Origin of the sequence: Tsukamurella sputi (genome assembly GCF_007858445.1) — a bacterium.
GTDB classification, from domain to species: Bacteria; Actinomycetota; Actinomycetes; order Mycobacteriales; family Mycobacteriaceae; genus Tsukamurella; species Tsukamurella sputi.
Window position 1 is genome coordinate 44,468 of record NZ_VIGV01000011.1, and the last position, 18,059, is coordinate 62,526.

Genomic DNA, 18,059 nt, shown 5'->3' on the forward strand with positions numbered 1-18,059 from the left:
GTCCCGTGAAGACCGACCCTGCAGCAGTTGGCGATCCCCTGCTCGCCGAGGAGCAGGCGCACCTCGATCGGGTGTACGCCCGGATCGATTCCATGCGCAGCACCGCGAACCGGCGGCGGGCGGACAACCTGCAGGAGGTGGGCGAGAACCCGCAGGAGATCTCGGAGCGGGACTCGTACCACCAGCTCTACACGGATGACATCGCCAAGTACGACGCCGCGGAGCAGAACCTGTACTTCGGCCGGCTGGACATGAACGACGACCAGGGCGGCTCACCGGACGCGGTCCGGCGCATCGGGCGGATCGGCGTCCTCGACGACGACGAGGATCTGAGCACGCTCCTGCTCGATTGGCGTGCGCCGCTGGCCCGCCCGTTCTACCTGGCCACACCGGCACAGCCCGAGGGCGTCGCCGTGCGACGGCACGTCCGCACCCGCGGCCGCGATCTCACCGGGGTGGTCGCCGAGCGCCTCACCCTCACGGACACCGAGCCCGACGGGGCCGCCGCCGGGCAGGGCCTCGGGTCGAACGTCGCAGGAGAGTCCGCGCTGGTGGAGGCCCTGAATCGAGCGCGCACCGGGCACATGGCCGACATCGTCGAGACCATCCAGCGCGAGCAGGACGCGATCATCCGGTCCGAGCATCGCGGCGTCCTGGTGGTCCAGGGCGGGCCGGGCACCGGCAAGACCGCGGTGGCGCTGCACCGCGCCGCCTACCTGCTCTACACCTACCGCTCCAATCTCTCCCGCACGGGCGTGCTCATCGTCGGCCCCAACGAGACCTTCCTCAACTACATCAGCCAGGTGCTCCCGAGCCTCGGTGAGACGGGCGTGCTGCTGAGCACGATCGGCGATCTCTTCCCCGGCGTCGTCGCGACACTGGAGGATTCGGCCGCGGCCGCGCGGCTGAAGGGCTCGACGGCGATGGTCGAGGTGTGCAAGCAGGCCGTCCGGGGGTGGCAGACGGTGCCCGACGAGCCGATCGTCCTGAAGTTCGACGGCTACCCTCTGACCCTCGACAAGAAGCTCGTGACACGGGCGCGCGGACGGGCGCGTTCGTCCCGGCGCCCGCACAACACGGCCCGCGCGATCTTCCGGCAGTCCGCGCTCGACGCCCTGGCCGCCCAGCACGCCGCCACCATCGGCTCGTCGGTCGTGGACAACACGATGCTGCTCTCGCGCACCGACATCTCCGACATCCGCGACGAGCTGGCGCAGGACCGCGAGGTGCTGGGCGCCCTCGACCAGCTGTGGCCCGCGCTGACTCCGCAGCGCGTCCTGACGGAGTTGCTGCGCGACGCGGACCGGCTCGCCGAGGCCGCTCCCGATCTGACCGACGCCGAGCGCGCGGACCTCCACCGCGAGGCCGTCACCGGGCCCGACGGCCGGCCCGCCTTCTCCCCCGCCGACGCACCACTGCTCGACGAGATCGCCGAGTTCCTGGGCGACGACGACCTGGACGCCGACGAGGCCGAACGGCAGTGGCGCCAGCGGCTCGAGGAGGCGCAGGAGGCGCTCGACATCCTGACCGGCTCGGCGCCCCAGGATCTCGACGACGAGTTCGACGCCGAGATCCTCATGGCGTACGACCTGATCGACGCCGAGCAGCTCGCGCAGCGGCAGACGGTGCGCGAGTTCAACTCCACCGCCGACCGCGCCCGCGACGACCGCACGTGGACCTTCGGCCACATCATCGTCGATGAGGCTCAGGAGCTTTCGGCGATGGCCTGGCGAATGCTGATGCGACGCAGCCCGAACCGGTGGATGACCCTGGTCGGCGATACCGCACAGACCGGCGATGCCGCCGGGATGACGAGCTGGGGCGAGGCTCTCGACCCGTACGTTCCGGGCCGGTTCACCGTGGCCGAGCTCACGGTGAACTACCGCACGCCCGAGGAGATCATGGACCTGGCCGCGGACGTGCTGGCCGAGATCGACCCCTCGCTGTCACCGCCCACATCCGTGCGGTCGGGGGCGGAACGCCCGCGTCTGGTCCGCGTCGACGGTGCCGATCGGCAGCTGCTCGTGGAGACGGTGCGGGCCCAGTTGCCCGACGATCCCGCGCGCCTCACGGCGGTGCTGGCACCGTCGAGTCTGGTGGCGCCGCTGCGCCGGCTCACGGCCCCGAACGTACGGGTGATGGGCGTCCGCGACTCGAAGGGCCTGGAGTTCGACCACGTCGTCGTGGTGGAACCCGGACTGATCGTCGGAGAGCCGGCGGAGGTGGAGTTCGACCGCGGGCTGCGGGATCTGTACGTCGCCCTGACACGAGCGACCCAGACGCTGACCGTGGTCGCGTCCGGGTCGCTGCCGCGCGCACTGCGCGCGCTGGAGGCCTGAGGCCCCGGTACTACGTGGTATGGACGATGAGGATGTCCACGGAGGTCTTGCGGGCGGCGTCCGAGGGCACCGAGCCCAGCAGTCGGCCGGTCAGGGAGTTCATACCCTTGTTGCCCACGACCAGCAGGGCCGGCTCGGGGAGCGACTTGACCAGGTCCAGCAGCGCGTCGACGGGCTGGCCCTTGATGGCCCGCTTCTCGACGTTCGCCGCGCCGGCCTTGATCGCACGCCCCTCGGCAGTGCGCAGCATGTCGTTGACGGGGTTCGCACCCTGCAGCTGGTAGGCGTCGGCGCCCAGGATGTCGGCGGCGGCGGGATCGGCGCCCTCGCTGGGCAGGAATGCGCAGGCGATCACCAGCTTCGCGTCGCCGGACAGTGCAGCGGCGCGCTCCACGGCGCGCAGCGACGACTCCGAGCCGTCGGTGCCGACGACGATCGTGCTGTAGCCACTCATCGAGTCTCCTCTTTCTCTACATTTCTCCAGCGGAGTTCTGCCACGGGAATGCCCTAGCAATACTTCTCCGACACAATAGCCTCATTGTCCCCGGGAACAGGCAGTTTGCGGCGGGGAACACACCGGTGCTGGCGATGTCGTCCGATTCGCAGGTCATTGCAAACCGGCGGCGTCCATTCCGCGGAGCTCCTTCTTCAGATCGGCGATCTCGTCGCGGATGCGACCCGCCAGCTCGAACTGCAGCTCGCGCGCCGCATTCATCATCTGGTCCGTGAGTTCCGCGATCAGGTCCGCGAGTTCCGCGCGCGGCATGGACTTGACGTCCTCACCCTCGTACATTCCGGCGCTCACCGCGGGCACCGCCCGCAGTTCGCCCTGGGCGCGGCGCCCGCGGCTGGCATTGCGCCCCGATCCGCCGATCGCCTGCTCCGTGTCCTCCGCCTCGGTGTAAACCTGATCGAGGATGTCCGCGATCTTCTTGCGCAGAGGTTTCGGGTCGACGCCCATTTCCTTGTTGTAGGCGATCTGCTTCTCCCGGCGGCGCTCCGTCTCCTCGATCGCGACGCGCATCGACTCGGTCACCTTGTCGGCGTACATGTGCACCTCGCCCGAGACGTTGCGGGCCGCGCGGCCGATCGTCTGGATGAGCGAGGTGGTGGAGCGCAGGAAGCCCTCCTTGTCGGCGTCGAGGATCGCGACCAGCGAGACCTCGGGGAGATCGAGGCCCTCGCGGAGCAGGTTGATACCGACCAGGACGTCGTACTCGCCGAGCCGCAGTTGCCGCAGCAGTTCGACCCGGCGGAGCGTGTCGATGTCACTGTGCAGGTATCGGACCCGGATCCCGGCCTCGAGGAGGTAGTCGGTGAGATCCTCCGCCATCTTCTTGGTGAGCGTGGTGACCAGGACGCGCTCGTCCTTCTCGGTGCGGTCCCGGATTTCGTGGATGAGATCGTCGATCTGGCCCTTGGTGGGCTTGATGACCACCTGCGGATCGACGAGGCCCGTGGGCCGGATCACCTGCTCGACGAACTCACCGCCCGTCTGGCCGAGCTCGTACTGGCCGGGCGTGGCCGACAGGTAGACCGTCTGGCCGATACGGCCCTCGAACTCCTCCCAGGTGAGCGGGCGGTTGTCCACGGCGGAGGGCAGCCGGAAGCCGAAGTCCACCAGGTTCCGCTTGCGCGAGGCATCGCCCTCGAACATGGCGCCGATCTGCGGCACCGTCACGTGCGACTCGTCGATCACCAGGAGGAAGTCCTCCGGGAAGTAGTCGATGAGGGTGGCCGGCGCCGAGCCGGCGGCGCGCCCGTCGATGTGCCGGCTGTAGTTCTCGATGCCGGAGCAGAAGCCGACCTGCCGCATCATCTCCACGTCGTACTGGGTGCGCATCCGTAGGCGCTGGGCCTCGAGGAGCTTGCCCTGCCGCTCGAACTCGGCGAGGCGCTCCTCGAGCTCGGCCTCGATGCCCTCGATCGCGCGCGCCATGCGCTCGGGCCCCGCGACGTAGTGGGTGGCGGGGAAGATGCGCAGGTTGTCGACCTGCCGGACCGTATCGCCCGTGAGCGGGTGGAGGTAGTACAGGGCCTCGATCTCGTCTCCGAAGAACTCGATCCGGATCGCCAGTTCCTCGTACGACGGGATGATCTCCACCGTGTCACCCCGGACCCGGAACGAGCCGCGGGTGAAGGCCGTGTCGTTCCGGCTGTACTGCACGTCCACCAGGAGCCGCAGCAGCGCGTCTCGATCCACCTCCTGGCCTACCTCGAGCTGCACCGATCGATCGAGGTAACTCTGCGGGGTACCGAGGCCGTAGATGCACGAGACGGAGGCGACCACGACGACATCGCGCCGGGAGAGCAGCGACGACGTGGCGGAATGCCGCAGGCGCTCCACATCGTCGTTGATCGACGAGTCCTTCTCGATGTACGTATCGGACTGCGCGATGTACGCCTCCGGCTGGTAGTAGTCGTAGTACGAGACGAAGTACTCGACCGCGTTGTGCGGCAGCATGGCCCGCAACTCATTGGCCAGCTGCGCGGCCAGGGTCTTGTTCGGCGCCATGATCAGAGTGGGGCGCTGCACCCGCTCGATCAGCCACGCGGTGGTGGCCGACTTACCGGTGCCCGTGGCACCCAGCAGCACCACGTCCCGCTCCCCCGCCTTGAGCCTGCGCTCGAGATCGGCGATGGCGGTGGGCTGATCGCCCGCCGGCTCGTACTCGCTGACGACCGTGAACTCCGCCGACGACCGCTCGATCTCACCGATCGGCCGGTGCTCGGAGTGCGCCACCACCGGTTGCTCTGCCGCGAATGCCATGCGTCCAGACTATGCCGACCCACCGACAAGTTTTCCGCCAGCGGCGGCGCTCACTCAGTCCCTGCGCGCGACGATCACGTCCCGGGTGATCGACCGGTCCACGCGGTGCCGCAGATCGTCGTAACCGGGGCCGTCGAGCACCGTCAGGCCTGCGGACTCGAGCAGCTGCGCAACCCGGTTCCGCGGCGCGACGCGCGTGTTCCACGCCAGCCCCATCGCACCGCCGGTGCGCAACCGGCCGGCCCAGCCCGGGAGCGCACCCTCGAGCAGCTCGAGGGGGTTGCGCACCAGGCCGCGGGGCCCACGGCTGCCGTGCTGCACGCCGTAGGGCAGGTCGCCGATCACCACGTCGACGGTGCCGGGCTTGACCAGCTGGGAGGTCAGCAGGGTGTCGGCGGCGTAGAAGGTCAGGGACTGCTTCCTCCCCGCCAGGTAGTCCCCCTTCTCGGCCGCGAAATCGACGTCGTACTTCTTGGCGATCACCGACTTCTCGCGCCGCACCGGCGTGGTGGACGCGGAGTGCTTGAACCGGTGGTCCTTGAGCCAGGTGGTGAAGAAGGAGCTGTAGAGCTCGAAATCCTTCGTATCGATGTCCACGCCGGTCACGTCCAGTCCGTACATCACCGCCTGGCTCAGCGTCGTGCCGCGCCCGCACACGGGGTCCAGCACGCGGAGCGAACCGTCGAGCACCCCGTCGGGTCGGGTCGTCGACGCCGCGGTCACGTTGAGCACGAGCCGCGTGAACTGCTCGTTGGTCTTGCCCTGGTACTTGAGGATGGTCAGCAGGTCGGACGGGTAGCGGTCCGGCGAGGGCACGGCCAGGGGCCGCAGCAGTTCGCCCTCGTGCGCGAACAGGGCGTAGAAGGCCGAGGTCAGCCCGAGGAGACCGAGGTCGCGCGGGGTGAGCTCGTCGGCCTCGAAGACGAGATGCTCGACGCCCGCGATCGTCGTGCTCTCGATCGCGCCGATCCGCCCGTTCATCGCCGCGCGGCTGAGCACCGTCAGTTCGGCGCGCACCATCGACGCCGTCGCCTCGGCGTAGACACGATTGGCGGCAGGGGCGGGGAGCAGGGAGTACTGGGGCACCCGGGAATCCTAGCGAGGCGTCGTATCGTGGACGAATGGACGCGGACACGACCTTCGAGCTCACCGTGGACGGCGCCGCGGCGAACGGCGCCGTGGCCGGCGGATGGCTGGACCTGACGGTGCTCGACGCCGCCGAGGACGCGGTGCCCGCGCTGCTGCGCGAGGCGCGGGAACGCGCGGAGGGCCTGGACGGAATCCTCGTGCGCACGTCCGACGAGGACCTTTCCTCCCTGCTCCGCCGCCACGGCTTCCGGCCGTCCGGCGCGGTCGCCGGCCGCCCGCGCGGGCGCACGGAGGTCACGCTCGTGCTGCGCCTGGCCGCCGACGCCGCCGTGGACGACGGGGCGGTGCATCCGCCCAAGCGCGAGGTCTTCGATCCGCCGGCGATGACGAACACCGACCCCAAGGGCTTCGTGCGCGAGGTGGAGGAGTTCCGGGAGACGCCCTTCGGGCTCTACCTCGTCCGGGCCGCGGATCATCCGACGTTCGACGCGATCGAATCGTGGCTGCTGCCCGCGCTCGACCTGCGCGCGACGATCTTCCACTTCACGGCGGGTCACGAGCGCGACCAACGCGTCTACCTCGACGTCGCGCGCACGTGGCGCGACGGGAACCTCTGGCACGCCGAGGACTGGTACCTCGACCTGGTGGAACATCCGGGCCGGCCGATCGAGCTCATCGACGTCGACGAGCTGCTGGCCGCCACGGCGGCCGATCTCCTGTCCGCCGAGGACGCCGAGCGCGCGCTGTACGCGGCGACGCGCGCCGTCGCGGGGGTCACGGCCCACGGTCACAGCGTCGACGCGTGGCTCGCGGCGGAAGGTGCGCCGATCACCTGGCGCTGAGGCCCGGAATCCTCGACTCGAGGCCGTCGAGCAGCACCTGCAGTCCCAGTTCGAAGCCCGCGTCGGGATCCCCCGGCCCGCTGTAGTACTCACCGACGACCGATCCGACGCGCCCCGCGATCGGATACTTCCCCTCCGGCATCACGGTGGCCAGCTCCGGCCCGACGACTGCCCACCACTGCGCGTCGGTCAGCGGCCGCGACGCGGCGCCGCGCGCCCCGGAGCTGCGGGCCGCGCCTGCGGCGAAGCTCTCGAGGAGCACGATCAGCCAGTCGCGTTCGAGGTCACCGATCGGCAGGTCCTCCAGGAGCGCGAGCTGCGCCTCGTACTGTGCGATCCGACCGGGCCCCAGCACGTCGCGCCACGACGGAGCGTCGAGCAGCCAGGTGTGCGCGAGGTACTCGTCGCGTCGCGCCCGGACGGCTGCGACGAGGGAGTCGCGCAGCGTCGCGAGGCGCTCGACGGGCGGCTGGGCCGCGGCGACCGCGTCGACCATGAGAGCCACCAGGACGTCCCGGGTCGGGACGTACGTGTAGACACTCATCGGCCCCACGCCGAGCCGCGCCGCCAGGGCGCGCATCGTGACGGCCGAGAGCCCCTCGACGTCGGCGAGGTCGATTGCGGAATCGACCACCTCGTCGACCGTCAGGCGCTGCTTCGGCCCCTTGCGGGCGCGCGCGGGCTCGCCGGCCTCGGACCGCCAGAGCAGTTGGACCAGCGCCCGCCCCTCTTCTTCGGGAGTCATCGACATCTTTCTCCGTACTGTGTACACTGTTCGTGTACTCCGTACAACGTACTCTATTCGACTCCCGCGAAGGACGCGCCCTGAGCCTCGAAGTCACGTACCTCCCCGATCTCCACCAGTTCGCCCTGTGGTCGTCGCACCATCCGGACGATCCCGACCGCGCCACGATCCTCCCCCTCGTCCTACCCGTCGACGGTGCGCTCGCCGTCGCGGACGTCCGCTGCGACCTCGTCGACGTGGACGGCGTTCCGCCCCGCGCCCGGCGATCCGCATCGCACGCGGCCTGGGCGGAGCACGCCGCCGGCGGAACAGCAGACCTGCCGATCGCGGCCCACGCCGAACCCGACCCGACCGGCACCGCGGTGACCGCCCCCGACTACGCCGTCACCGCTTTCTCGGACGCCGTAGCACTCGAGAAGACGCTGACGGTGGATGCGACCCTGCGGCCGTACCAGGTCGCGGGTGTCGCCTGGCTGCGCCGCGCACTGCGCCTGCACGGCGGCGCCCTCCTCGCCGACGAGATGGGCCTCGGCAAGACCCTGCAGGCGATCACCGCGCTCACCGTGCTGGACGACGGTCCGTGCCTCGTCGTCTGCCCCACGAGCGTGATCACCAACTGGCGTCGCGAGATCGCCCGTTTCGCACCGGATCTCCTCTCGCGGGTCACCGTGATCTCGTACGCGCGGCTGCGGCTGTCCGTCGACGAGCTCGCCGGCACCGACTGGGCGGCAGTGGTCTTCGACGAGGCGCACGCGCTGAAGAACCCGCGCACGCAGGTCTCCCGCGCGGCGAAGGCGCTCAACGCCCGCGCGCGGATCGCACTGACGGGCACGCCGATCGAGAACACGCTCGATGATCTATGGGCGATCCTGCGCGTGGTGACGCCGTCGCTGTTCCCGATCAAGGCGGTCTTCCGCCGCCGGTTCACCCGCGCCGTCGAGTCCGGCGACGACGGTGCCCTGCGCCGCCTACGGGCCGCGGTCTCCCCCGTCATGCTCGCCCGCACCAAGGAGCGCGCCGCCGGGTCACTGCCGCCGAAGCTGGACAACCCCGTCCTGTGCGATCTCTCGGACGAACAGGCGCGGCGCTACGACGCGTGCCTGGCGAAGGCCGCCGACGACGGGTTCGGTTCCGGCCTCGAGCGCCACGGCCGGTTGCTCGCCGTGCTCACCTCGCTCAAGCAGATCTGCAACCACCCGGATCTGCAAGACGGAGGCACGGCCACCCCGGAACCGGGACGCTCCGGCAAGCTGGACGTGGCGAGCGAGATCCTCGAGGCCAACACGGCCGCCGGTCGCGCGACCCTGGTCTTCACCCAGTACCGCGAGACCGGTGAGCTGCTCGCGCGCGCCGCGTCCGCGATCGTGGGCACCGAGGTGCCCTTCTTCCACGGCGGCCTCCCCCTCGCCGAGCGCACCGCGATCGGCGACCGGTTCCAATCCGGCGACGGTCCGCCGGTCCTGGTGATCAGCGTGAAGGCGGGCGGCTCGGGCCTGACGCTCACCCGCGCCACCGAGGTGATCCACTACGACCGGTGGTGGAACCCCGCGGTCGAGGCTCAGGCCACCGACCGCGCGCATCGCATCGGCCAGGACCGCCCCGTCACCGTGACCACCCTGACCACCGCCACCACGATCGAGGAGCACATCGACGAGATGCACCGCCGCAAGGCGATGCTCGGGGTGCACGCCGACGACGGCTCGATCGTCTCCACCCTCGCCACCCTGGATGACGAGCGACTGCTCGACGTCCTCCGACGGAACCGGGAGGCCTGATGGCCGTCTTCGAATTCGGCTTCACCGCCTTCGGTGCCGCCCTCGTCCGCCTCGCCGAGCCCATCTCCGCGAAGCTCCCGAACAAGCACGCCCCTCGTGCCCGCATGATCGCGCGGGGCGGCGGCGTCACGCTCGAGCTCGACGGGAGGCAGGTCACCGCGCGCGTGCACCGCGGCGGCAGCGCCTCGATCGCCCACCTGGAGTTCGCCGCGATGACGCCGGTGACCGCCGCGGCGTTCCGGGAGGCGCTCGGCGCGCGCCCCGAGCCCGACGACGCCGTGCACGCCGCGGTGCGGGCCGCCGGGGCGGACCCGGCGCCGGCGCTGGAGGCCGCAGACTGCTCCTGCACGGCGCGCAGCACGATGTGTGTGCACGTGCTCGCGGCGCTCTACGCCCTTGCGGTCCTCGTCGACAACGAGCCGAACACCGTTCTCACCCTGCAGGGGTACGGCACGGGGCCGGGGGCCGCCGCGCCGCAGCCCGACGGTACGGTCCACGACCGCCCGGTTCCCCGGTGGACGCCGCTGGCGACCCTCGACGCGCGGGACTACTTCGCGCGCTACGACAGGTCGCGGAAGGCCAGCGCGAAGCCGACCACCGCCATGATCGCGGCCACGACGTAACCGATGATCGACCACCAGCCGAGGTGGTAGTACGCGGTGACGGCGACGACCGCCATCGCGGCGAAGACGAGCGCCATGCCGTACAGCGGGGGCCGCGAGGCGTAGCGGTAGCGGTCGCGGATCCGGCTCCACCACGAGGGTCCGCCGGTTCCGCCGTCGACCGGCACGTTCGCAACCACCGGGAACTCGCCGGTGTAGCCCTCGCGGGCCCGCGCCTCCGCCAGCACCCGGCCGCGGACCAGGTACCAGCCGCCGATCAGCATCGGAATGATGACGACGAGGCTGGCGACCGTCCAGGTGCCGATCGGCCGGTCGAAGCCCATCAGCACGAGCACCGCGAACAGGAAGGCCAGAGTGATGTACGAGGACCACGGGGCCAGCGGCATCCGGAACCCCGGACGTGTCATGCGCCCCGCATCCGCCTCGGTCTTGAGCTTCATCTGACAGAGCACGATCGTGGCCCACGACGCCAGGATCCCCAATGCCGAGACGTTGAGCACGATCTCGAAGGCCTGGCCGGGGTTGAAAGCGTTGAGCACCACACCGAACAGACAGATCACCGAGGTCAGCAGGATTCCGCCGTAGGGGACGCCGTGCTTGGACATCACACCTGTGAACCGCGGACCGCTGCCGTTCATCGCCATCGACCGCAGGATCCGGCCGGTCGAGTACAAGCCGGCGTTGAGGCTGGAGAACGCCGCGGTCAGTACGACCACGTTCATGAGGTCTCCGGCGCCGTCGAAACCCAGCTTCGAGAAGAAGGTGACGAAGGGGCTCTCCGTGCCGGAGTAGTCGGTGTAGGGCAGCAGCAGCGCCAGCAGCAGGATGGAGCCCACGTAGAAGATCGCGATGCGGGCGATGACGGAGTTGATCGCCCGAGGCATGACCTTCTCGGGGTTCGCCGTCTCGCCGGCGGCGGTGCCCACGAGCTCGACCGCGGCGTAGGCGAAGACGACCCCCGAGGTCACGACGACGAGCGGCAGCACCCCGACCGGGAACCATCCGCCGTGGTGCGCCACCATGCCCAGGCCGGTACTCGAACCTTGGATCTCGTAACGCCCGGCGAGGAAGACCGTGCCCACGACGAGGAAGGCCACCAGCGCGACCACCTTGATCAGCGCCGCCCAGAACTCCATCTCGCCGAAGAGCTTCACCGAGACCAGATTGACCGACAGCACGATGCCCAGCGCGATCAGCGCCAGCAACCACTGCGGGATCGGGTCGAAGACCTTCCAATAGTGGAAATAGGTGGCGATCGCGGTCGTGTCGACGATCGAGGTCATCGCCCAGTTCAGGAAGTACATCCAGCCCGCGACGAAGGCCGCCTTCTCGCCGTAGAACTCGCGGGCGTAGGAGACGAAGGATCCCGACGACGGGCGGTGCAGCACCAGCTCGCCCATGGCCCGCAGGATCAGGAAGACGAAGACGCCGCACACGGCGTAGACGAGGAACAGCCCCGGGCCGGCGTCGTGCAGCCGACCGCCCGCGCCCAGGAAGAGCCCGGTTCCGATAGCGCCGCCGATGGCGATCATCTGCAGCTGGCGCGGTTTGATGCCCTTGGTGTAGCCATCGTCCTCGCGCGAGATTCCCGCCGGCGGAGGAGTGGAGCTGGTTCGGGTCTCGGACATGCCTACCTCGCCTCGCTGGTGCAACCGGCCATTCGGGCACCGTAACGCAAAGTAAGGCTCAGTATGAAGCTGGACAGGTCCTACGCGGAGAGTTCGACGCGTACCGTCACAGCGCGCCCCGGGTCCGCGCCGCGGTACTCGCCCGCCCCCACCCGGGCGAAGCCGGCGTCACCGAGCGCGTGCCGGACGTCGTCCTCCCCGACACCGTCGGCGAGGACCACGGTGGCTGCAGCATCGCCGGCGGTGACCGCGGAGGCCTTCGCACCGAGCGTGACCCACAGCCGGTTCGTCAGGCGCTCGGCGTACGCCGGATCGTCGACCCGCGGCGCACCGGCGGCCGGACGGTGCGCGGCCACGTTCGCGGCGAAGGGCTCGATCCGGTCCCGCCAGAGCGCGCGGACCGCAGCACGGGTCGCCTCCTCCGTGCCGGTGTTCTCCAGCCAGACGTCGGCGACGGCGCGACGCTGCTCGTCCGTGGCCTGCGCGGCGATCCGCGCGCGGGCGTCGTCCTCCACCATGCCGCGCGAGCCGACGAGGCGGCGCACCCGCTCCTCCACGTCCACCCACACGATGATCACCAGGTGGAACATCGGCGCCACCTTGTTCTCGACGAGGAGCGGGATGTCCTGCACGATCACGGCATCCGGTCCGGCCGCCTCGATGAGCTCGGCAGACCGCGCTCCCACGAGTGGGTGGGTGATGGCGTTGAGCTTCGCGCGGGATTCGTCGTCGGAGAAGGCGATCGCCGCGAGGGCGGGCCGGTTCAGGCTGCCGTCCTCCGCGAGGATCCCCTGCCCGAACGCCTCCACCAGCGCGGCCAGGCCGGGCGTGCCGGGCTCGACCACCTCGCGGGCGATCTTGTCACCGTCCACGATGACGGCGCCCAGCGCCGCGAGCTCCTTCGCCACCGTCGACTTGCCCGCGCCGATGCCGCCCGTGAGTCCGATCCGCAACATGCCCTCGAGACTAGTGAGTCGCGCTGACCCCGGTGACGCCCGACACCTCGTCGGGGGTGTGCTCGAGGGTGCCGCGACGCAGTTCCTTACCCGACGGGATGTCGATCGCGACGATCGACTTGGTGGTGGGCTCGGTCACGAACGCGGTCGACCCCAGCGTGAACACCGCGGGCCGCGGCTCCTGCCAGTTCGCGTCCTCGGTCCACGGTGCGGTCGCCTTCGCCTCGCGCACGACGGCGCCGGTCTCCGGGTCGAGGACGCGCAGCACCCCGTCGGTGCCCAGCACGAGCGCCTCGCCGAACTGGCCGCGGGCGAGTGAGCGGAAGCTGTACGACGAGGGCAGGTCGACGAGCTTCACGGCACCGGTGCGGGTGTCGATCAGACTGACCCGCGTCGGACGCTCCGGCTTCGCGGCCTTGTCCACCTTGTAGTCGCCGAGGACCACGGCGTGCGCCTCGGTGGCGGCGACGTTCCCCGTGCGGGCGTAGCCCGGGGTGGGCGCAGCGGTCTTGACGATCTCGTCGCCGCGCACGACGAGGACGCCGTCCTCGCAGCCGAAGATCACGGCACCGCCCTCGGCCGCGCCCTCGCCGTGCACGCCCGGGCACTGCTCGTTGCGCGCGATCTCCTGACGTTCCTTGCCCAGGATCGCGATGCCGGTGCGGGCCTTCTCGTCGCCGACGGTGATGAGCATCGAGCCGTCGGCGCGTTCGACGGCGACCCCGTGGTGCGGCTTCGGCGCGGTGTAGGTCGCGCGGGGTGCGGTCGGGTCGCCCACCGTGTCCGACGGGATGGACGTGACCGTGCCGGTACCGTCGGAGAAGAGCACGGTGCGCCCGTCGTGCCGGACGACGTGGCCGGGCTCGGGCGCCTCGATCCGGATGTCGGTGCGACGGGGCGCTGCGGTGTAGAAGTGCTGGTGGTCGCCGTGCGGCACCGACCACGCGCCGAGGTCGAGCAGCCGGAACCCGGTGCCCTCGGACAGGAAGACGTGGCGGCCGTCGCCCGCGGGGTTCACGCGGAGGTAGCCCTCGCCGGGGATGTCGGCGACCTTCTGCAGCGTGGTGGCGTCGACGATCTGCACACCGCCCTCGTAGGTGATCGCGAGCCGCGGTGCCGCGCGTCGTTGTTCGGTCGCGCCGCCGGGAGCGTCCGCATCGGACGCGCCGGAGGCGGTCGACGACGGTGACGAATCGGACTGGGAGGAACCGCATCCGGCGGCCAATAGCGCGGCAGCGAGAAGAGGAAGAGTCAAGCGGAATCGAAGAGACATGGCGGCAAGTGTCATGGTTGATGAAAATCATTGTCAAAGATCGCCATGGCGATACGTGCATGTGCCGCTCGGCCGTCTGGGAGGATCGCCACCATGCCCCTCGTCACCGGTGTCGATTCTTCCACCCAATCCTGCAAGGTCGTGGTCTGCGACGCGGATTCGGGCGAGGTCGTGCGTTCCGGGTCCGCCCCGCACCCGCCGGGCACCGAGGTCCCGCCCGCCGCGTGGCTGGAGGCGTTCGGCGCGGCGGCGCGGGCCGCGGGAGGCCTCGACGACGTGTCGGCGGCCTCCGTCGGCGCACAGCAGCACGGCATGGTCTGCCTCGACCGGGACGGCGCGGTCGTCCGGGATGCGCTGCTGTGGAACGACACCCGATCGGCGACCGCCGCGGACCGACTCGTCGCGGACTTCGGCGGGGCGGAGCAGTGGGCCGCCGCGGTCGGTGTGGTCCCCGTGGCGGCGTTCACCGCGGCGAAGCTGCGCTGGCTCGCCGACACCGAGCCCGGCCACGCGGACGCGACCGCGGCGGTCTGCCTCCCGCACGACTGGCTGACCTGGCGGCTCGGGGGCGGTCGGCTCGATGCCCTCGTGACCGACCGCTCCGACGCCTCGGGGACGGGCTATTTCAGCGCCGCGAGCGGCGAGTACCGCACCGACATACTCGAACTCGCCCTCCGGGGGCGCCGCCCCGCACTACCCCGGGTGCTCGGGCCGGCCGCGTCGGTACCGGTCCGGATCGACGACGGTCCGCTGCGCCGGGGGACACTGCTCGGCGCGGGGGCGGGCGACAACGCCGGTGCCGCACTGGGCCTCGATGCCCGGCCCGGCGACTGCATCGTCTCCCTCGGGACATCGGGCGTCGTCAGCGCCGTCACGGCCACAGCACCGCGGGACCCGTCGGGCATCGTCGCCGGATTCGCGGACGCCACGGGGCATCAGCTCCCCCTCGTCTGCACCCTGAACGGAGCGCCGGTGCTCGCGGCGACCGCGCGCATGCTGGGGGCCGACCTCGAGGAGTTCGCGCGGCTCGCCCTGGCCGCCCCGGCCGGCGCGGAGGGCCTGGTCCTGGTCCCGTTCTTCTCCGGGGAGCGCTCCCCCAACCTGCCGAACGCCACGGGCGCGCTGCAGGGCGTCACCGGCGCGAACCTCACCCGGGAGAACATCGCGCGGGCCGCCGTGGAGGGCCTGCTGTGCTCGCTGCGGTTCTGCCTGGACGCCATCGCCGCGCAGGGCACCGCGGTGGAGCGGATCCTCGTGGTGGGCGGCGGCGGACGCTCCGCGGCGGTGCGGGCGATCGCACCCGCGGTCTTCGGCCGCGACGTCGACTTCCCGGCGGACGGCGAGTACGTCGCCCGCGGCGCGGCGCGGCAGGCGGCGTGGGCTCTACGGGGCGACGGGCCGGCCCCGGCCTGGCCGCGGCCCACGGCCGAGAGCTGCTCCGCCGCCCCGACGCCCGCGGTGTACGACCGCTATCGCGCCGCGGCGGAACGGGTTCTGGACCGCCCGGCGACCTAGCCGCCCAGGAGCGCCCGCACCGTCGCGCGCGCTCCGCGCTCACGGAGCGAGGTGAGCGCCGCCAGGTAGGGCTCGGCGAAGCCCGGCCGGTGCGCCAGGTCCCCGAAGAGGTCGGGCACGTCGACGAAGGCGAGCGGCTCGGTCCGCGAGCGCGCCGCGCGCTCCGCGAGGCCGGACGCATGGCGGTCGTTCAGGACGATCGGAGCGCCGGCATCGTCGGCCCCTTCGCAGCCGCGTGTCCACGCCGCTACCACCGCGGCCGCCAGAGGTGCGGTGGCACCGTCGTCGAGGCGCGCGGCGATGACGGGCACGAGCCACTTGGGAATCCGGTCGGAGGCGTCCTGGCACAGGCGCGCGACGGTGTCGGCGATCGCCGGATTGGAGAACCGCTCCAACAGGGTGTCGATGTAGTCGTCGAGATCGATACCCGGAACCGGTCGCAGCGTCGGGCGGCCCTCGTCCTGCATGTATCGCCGCACCAGCTCGTGGACGTCGGGATCGGCGGCCGCGTCGTGGACGAACTCGTAGCCCAGGAGACGGGCGAAGTGCCCGAGTGCCTGATGTCCGGCGTTGAGCAGCCTGAGCTTCATGAGTTCGTAGGGAGCGACGTCGTCGACCACCTGCACGCCCGCGTCCTCGAAGCGGGGACGCCCGGAGCCGAAGTCGTCCTCGAGTACCCACTGGGTGTAGGGCTCGGCGACCACCGGCCAGCGATCGTCCACGCCCGTGCGCGCAGCGACCTCCCCGCGCAGCGCGCCCGGCGTCGCGGGCGTGATCCGGTCGACCATGGAGTTCGGGAACCGGACGGACTCCTCGATCCATGCGGCGAGCGCGGGATCCGCGAGCCGGGCGAAGGCGGTGAACGTCCGTCGCGCGACGTGGCCGTTGCCCTCGATGTTGTCGCAGGACATGACCGTGAACGCCGGGACGCCTCGCGCGCGCCGTCGACGCAGCGCCTCGGTGACGTACCCGAAGACGGTGCGCGGCGCGGCGTCCGGCTCCAGATCGTGGCGCACGTCGGGGTTCTCGGCGTCGAAGTCGCCGGTGGTCGCGGAGAAGTTGTAGCCGCCCTCGGTGATCGTCAGCGAGACGATGCGGGTCTCCGGCGAGGCGAGCCGCTCGAGGACCGCCTCGGGATCGTCGGGGGCGTACAGGTAGTCGACGATCGACCCGACGACGGCGGTCTCCACCGCACCGTCGGGATGCTTGAGGGTCACCGTGTAGAGCCCTCCCTGGGGCACGAGGGCGTCGCGCATCGCGGCGTCGGCGGGCCGCAGTCCGACGCCGCAGATCCCCCAGCCCGCTGCCTCGGGTCCGGCCGCGAGCAGCCGGTCGACGTAGACGGCCTGGTGGGCGCGATGGAACCCCCCGACGCCGAAGTGGACGATGCCGGGGCGGACGGCGGCGCGGTCGTACCCGGGGACTGACGCGGCCCTGATGGCGGGCAGCGCGGCCGCGGTCAGGGCGACGGATGCGGTCATGACTCCTCCTCGGTGCGCGGCGGGGCGGCGGGGTGCACCACGGCCTTGATACTGCCCGGATCGCGGTCGGCGTTGAGCGCGGCCTCGGCGTCCTCCAGGGCGAATCTGCCCGTGACCATGCCGTCGAGGTCGACACGGCCCGTCGCGGCGAGCGCGATCGCGGTCGGCCAGGTGTTGGCGTACCGGAACACTCCGGTGAGGACCAGCTCGCGGGACTGGATCAGCGAGACGGGCAGTGCGAGGTCGTCGGCGCCCATGCCCACGAGCACGATGCGACCGCCGGGTCGGACGGCGGGGATGCCGGCGCGGATCGCCGGCGGCGCACCGGACGCGTCGATGAACGCGTCGAAGCCCGCCCCGACGGTGGCCTCCCCCGGCTCGGCGGCGATCGTCGCGCCGAACCGTTCCGCCGCGCGTCGCCGCGCGGGGTCCGGGTCGGTCACCACGATCCGCGTCAGCCCGGAGGCGCGCGCGACCTGCGCGCACAACAGCCCGATCGGCCCGGCGCCGGCGATGAGAACGCCGCCGCCGAGCGCGACCGACGCCTTGCGGAGCGCCGCGATACCCACGGACAGCGGCTCGAACAGGGCCGCCGCCTCGTCGGACACCGAATCCGGGATCGCATGGGCGAAGGCCGATCCGATGGTCACGTACTCGGCGAGCGCCCCGTCGACCGGTGGCGTCGCGTAGAACCGCATGGCCGGGCAGAGGTTGTACTCGCCGCGCAGCGACTCCGCGCTGTGCGGATCGGGACGCTGCGGTTCGATCGAGACCCGCTCGCCGATCCGCGCCGCCGGGACGTCCGACCCCACCGCCACGATGCGGCCCGACGCCTCGTGTCCGAGCACGAGCGGGGCGGAGACCACGAACTCGCCGATCCGGCCGTGACGGAGGTAGTGGGTGTCGGATCCGCACACGCCCACCGCCGCGACCTCGATGAGAACGTCCCCGGGGTCGGGTCTCGGGACCGGCCTCGTCTCGAGGACCATCCGGCCCCCGGGGTGCAGCACGCTGGCGCGCATT

Annotated in this window: 13 protein-coding genes and 1 pseudogene; 5 read left to right on the forward strand and 9 right to left on the reverse strand. The window is 71.2% G+C overall.

The features are described 5' to 3' along the window. Positions 1-5 precede the first annotated feature (5 nt). Positions 6-2,339 (forward strand): HelD family protein, encoded by a 2,334-nt coding sequence (locus FK268_RS20700; RefSeq protein ID WP_146437354.1) that lies wholly within the window; start codon positions 6-8, stop codon positions 2,337-2,339. Between the two features lie 10 nt (positions 2,340-2,349). Here the strand turns inward: FK268_RS20700 and FK268_RS20705 are convergent, their stop codons facing one another. From FK268_RS20705 to FK268_RS20715, 3 genes are all read right to left on the reverse strand, one after another. After that, positions 2,350-2,793, reverse strand: a complete 444-nt coding sequence (locus tag FK268_RS20705; protein WP_068531579.1) for a universal stress protein — start codon at positions 2,791-2,793, stop codon at positions 2,350-2,352. A 153-nt stretch (positions 2,794-2,946) separates the two neighbouring features. Beyond that, complete coding sequence (gene uvrB, locus FK268_RS20710; protein WP_146437355.1) at positions 2,947-5,109, reverse strand: excinuclease ABC subunit UvrB; 2,163 nt, start codon at positions 5,107-5,109, stop codon at positions 2,947-2,949. Between the two features lie 54 nt (positions 5,110-5,163). Beyond that, positions 5,164-6,195 (reverse strand): TRM11 family SAM-dependent methyltransferase, encoded by a 1,032-nt coding sequence (locus FK268_RS20715; protein ID WP_146437356.1) that lies wholly within the window; start codon positions 6,193-6,195, stop codon positions 5,164-5,166. Between the two features lie 35 nt (positions 6,196-6,230). Here FK268_RS20715 and FK268_RS25770 point away from each other — a divergent pair, with 35 nt between their 5' ends. Then, complete coding sequence (locus tag FK268_RS25770) at positions 6,231-7,040, forward strand: ribonuclease FAU-1 family protein (protein ID WP_438696008.1); 810 nt, start codon at positions 6,231-6,233, stop codon at positions 7,038-7,040. On the opposite strand, the gene FK268_RS20725 is transcribed toward FK268_RS25770, so the two are convergent. Beyond that, positions 7,027-7,785 carry a TetR/AcrR family transcriptional regulator gene (locus FK268_RS20725; protein WP_146437357.1) on the reverse strand — a complete coding sequence of 253 codons (759 nt, stop codon included), beginning with the start codon at positions 7,783-7,785 and terminating at the stop codon, positions 7,027-7,029. The genes FK268_RS25770 and FK268_RS20725 overlap by 14 nt on opposite strands. A gap of 32 nt (positions 7,786-7,817) precedes the next feature. Here FK268_RS20725 and FK268_RS20730 point away from each other — a divergent pair, with 32 nt between their 5' ends. After that, positions 7,818-9,560 (forward strand): DEAD/DEAH box helicase, encoded by a 1,743-nt coding sequence (locus FK268_RS20730; RefSeq protein ID WP_231707190.1) that lies wholly within the window; start codon positions 7,818-7,820, stop codon positions 9,558-9,560. After that, a complete protein-coding gene (locus FK268_RS20735) occupies positions 9,560-10,183 on the forward strand; it encodes an SWIM zinc finger family protein (protein ID WP_146437358.1) in 624 nt (207 codons plus the stop codon). Before FK268_RS20730 ends, FK268_RS20735 begins: the two co-directional genes overlap by 1 nt. 158 nt (positions 10,184-10,341) lie before the next feature. On the opposite strand, the pseudogene FK268_RS20740 reads toward FK268_RS20735, so the two are convergent. The 3 genes and pseudogenes from FK268_RS20740 to FK268_RS20750 form a co-directional block, all read right to left on the reverse strand. Then, a pseudogene (locus FK268_RS20740) lies at positions 10,342-11,811 on the reverse strand (amino acid permease); the annotation flags it as partial. 80 nt (positions 11,812-11,891) lie between these two features. Continuing rightward, positions 11,892-12,767: a dephospho-CoA kinase gene (coaE, locus tag FK268_RS20745; protein WP_146437359.1), complete on the reverse strand. Its 876-nt coding sequence runs from the start codon at positions 12,765-12,767 to the stop codon at positions 11,892-11,894. 10 nt (positions 12,768-12,777) lie between these two features. Then, positions 12,778-14,040, reverse strand: coding sequence for a hypothetical protein (locus tag FK268_RS20750; RefSeq protein ID WP_231707192.1), 1,263 nt, complete (start codon positions 14,038-14,040; stop codon positions 12,778-12,780). 93 nt (positions 14,041-14,133) lie between these two features. Here FK268_RS20750 and FK268_RS20755 point away from each other — a divergent pair, with 93 nt between their 5' ends. Continuing rightward, the gene (locus FK268_RS20755) at positions 14,134-15,555 is read left to right on the forward strand and encodes an FGGY family carbohydrate kinase (protein WP_146437361.1); all 1,422 of its coding nucleotides are present in this window, start codon (positions 14,134-14,136) and stop codon (positions 15,553-15,555) included. Here the strand turns inward: FK268_RS20755 and FK268_RS20760 are convergent. Then, positions 15,552-17,036, reverse strand: a complete 1,485-nt coding sequence (locus tag FK268_RS20760; RefSeq protein WP_146437362.1) for a mannitol dehydrogenase family protein — start codon at positions 17,034-17,036, stop codon at positions 15,552-15,554. The genes FK268_RS20755 and FK268_RS20760 overlap by 4 nt on opposite strands. Further along, positions 17,033-18,058, reverse strand: coding sequence for an NAD(P)-dependent alcohol dehydrogenase (locus FK268_RS20765; RefSeq protein ID WP_146437363.1), 1,026 nt, complete (start codon positions 18,056-18,058; stop codon positions 17,033-17,035). Before FK268_RS20765 ends, FK268_RS20760 begins: the two co-directional genes overlap by 4 nt. Position 18,059 lies beyond the last annotated feature (1 nt).

Coding starts and splice junctions, on each gene's coding strand:
- FK268_RS25770 (WP_438696008.1), top strand. CDS start 6,231: ATGGACGCGGACACGACCTTCGAGCTCACCGTGGACGGCGCCGCGGCG.
- FK268_RS20755 (WP_146437361.1), top strand. CDS start 14,134: ATGCCCCTCGTCACCGGTGTCGATTCTTCCACCCAATCCTGCAAGGTC.
- FK268_RS20725 (WP_146437357.1), bottom strand. CDS start 7,785: ATGACTCCCGAAGAAGAGGGGCGGGCGCTGGTCCAACTGCTCTGGCGG.
- uvrB (WP_146437355.1), bottom strand. CDS start 5,109: ATGGCATTCGCGGCAGAGCAACCGGTGGTGGCGCACTCCGAGCACCGG.
- FK268_RS20705 (WP_068531579.1), bottom strand. CDS start 2,793: ATGAGTGGCTACAGCACGATCGTCGTCGGCACCGACGGCTCGGAGTCG.
- FK268_RS20760 (WP_146437362.1), bottom strand. CDS start 17,036: ATGACCGCATCCGTCGCCCTGACCGCGGCCGCGCTGCCCGCCATCAGG.
- FK268_RS20765 (WP_146437363.1), bottom strand. CDS start 18,058: ATGCGCGCCAGCGTGCTGCACCCCGGGGGCCGGATGGTCCTCGAGACG.
- coaE (WP_146437359.1), bottom strand. CDS start 12,767: ATGTTGCGGATCGGACTCACGGGCGGCATCGGCGCGGGCAAGTCGACG.
- FK268_RS20750 (WP_231707192.1), bottom strand. CDS start 14,040: ATGTCTCTTCGATTCCGCTTGACTCTTCCTCTTCTCGCTGCCGCGCTA.
- FK268_RS20735 (WP_146437358.1), top strand. CDS start 9,560: ATGGCCGTCTTCGAATTCGGCTTCACCGCCTTCGGTGCCGCCCTCGTC.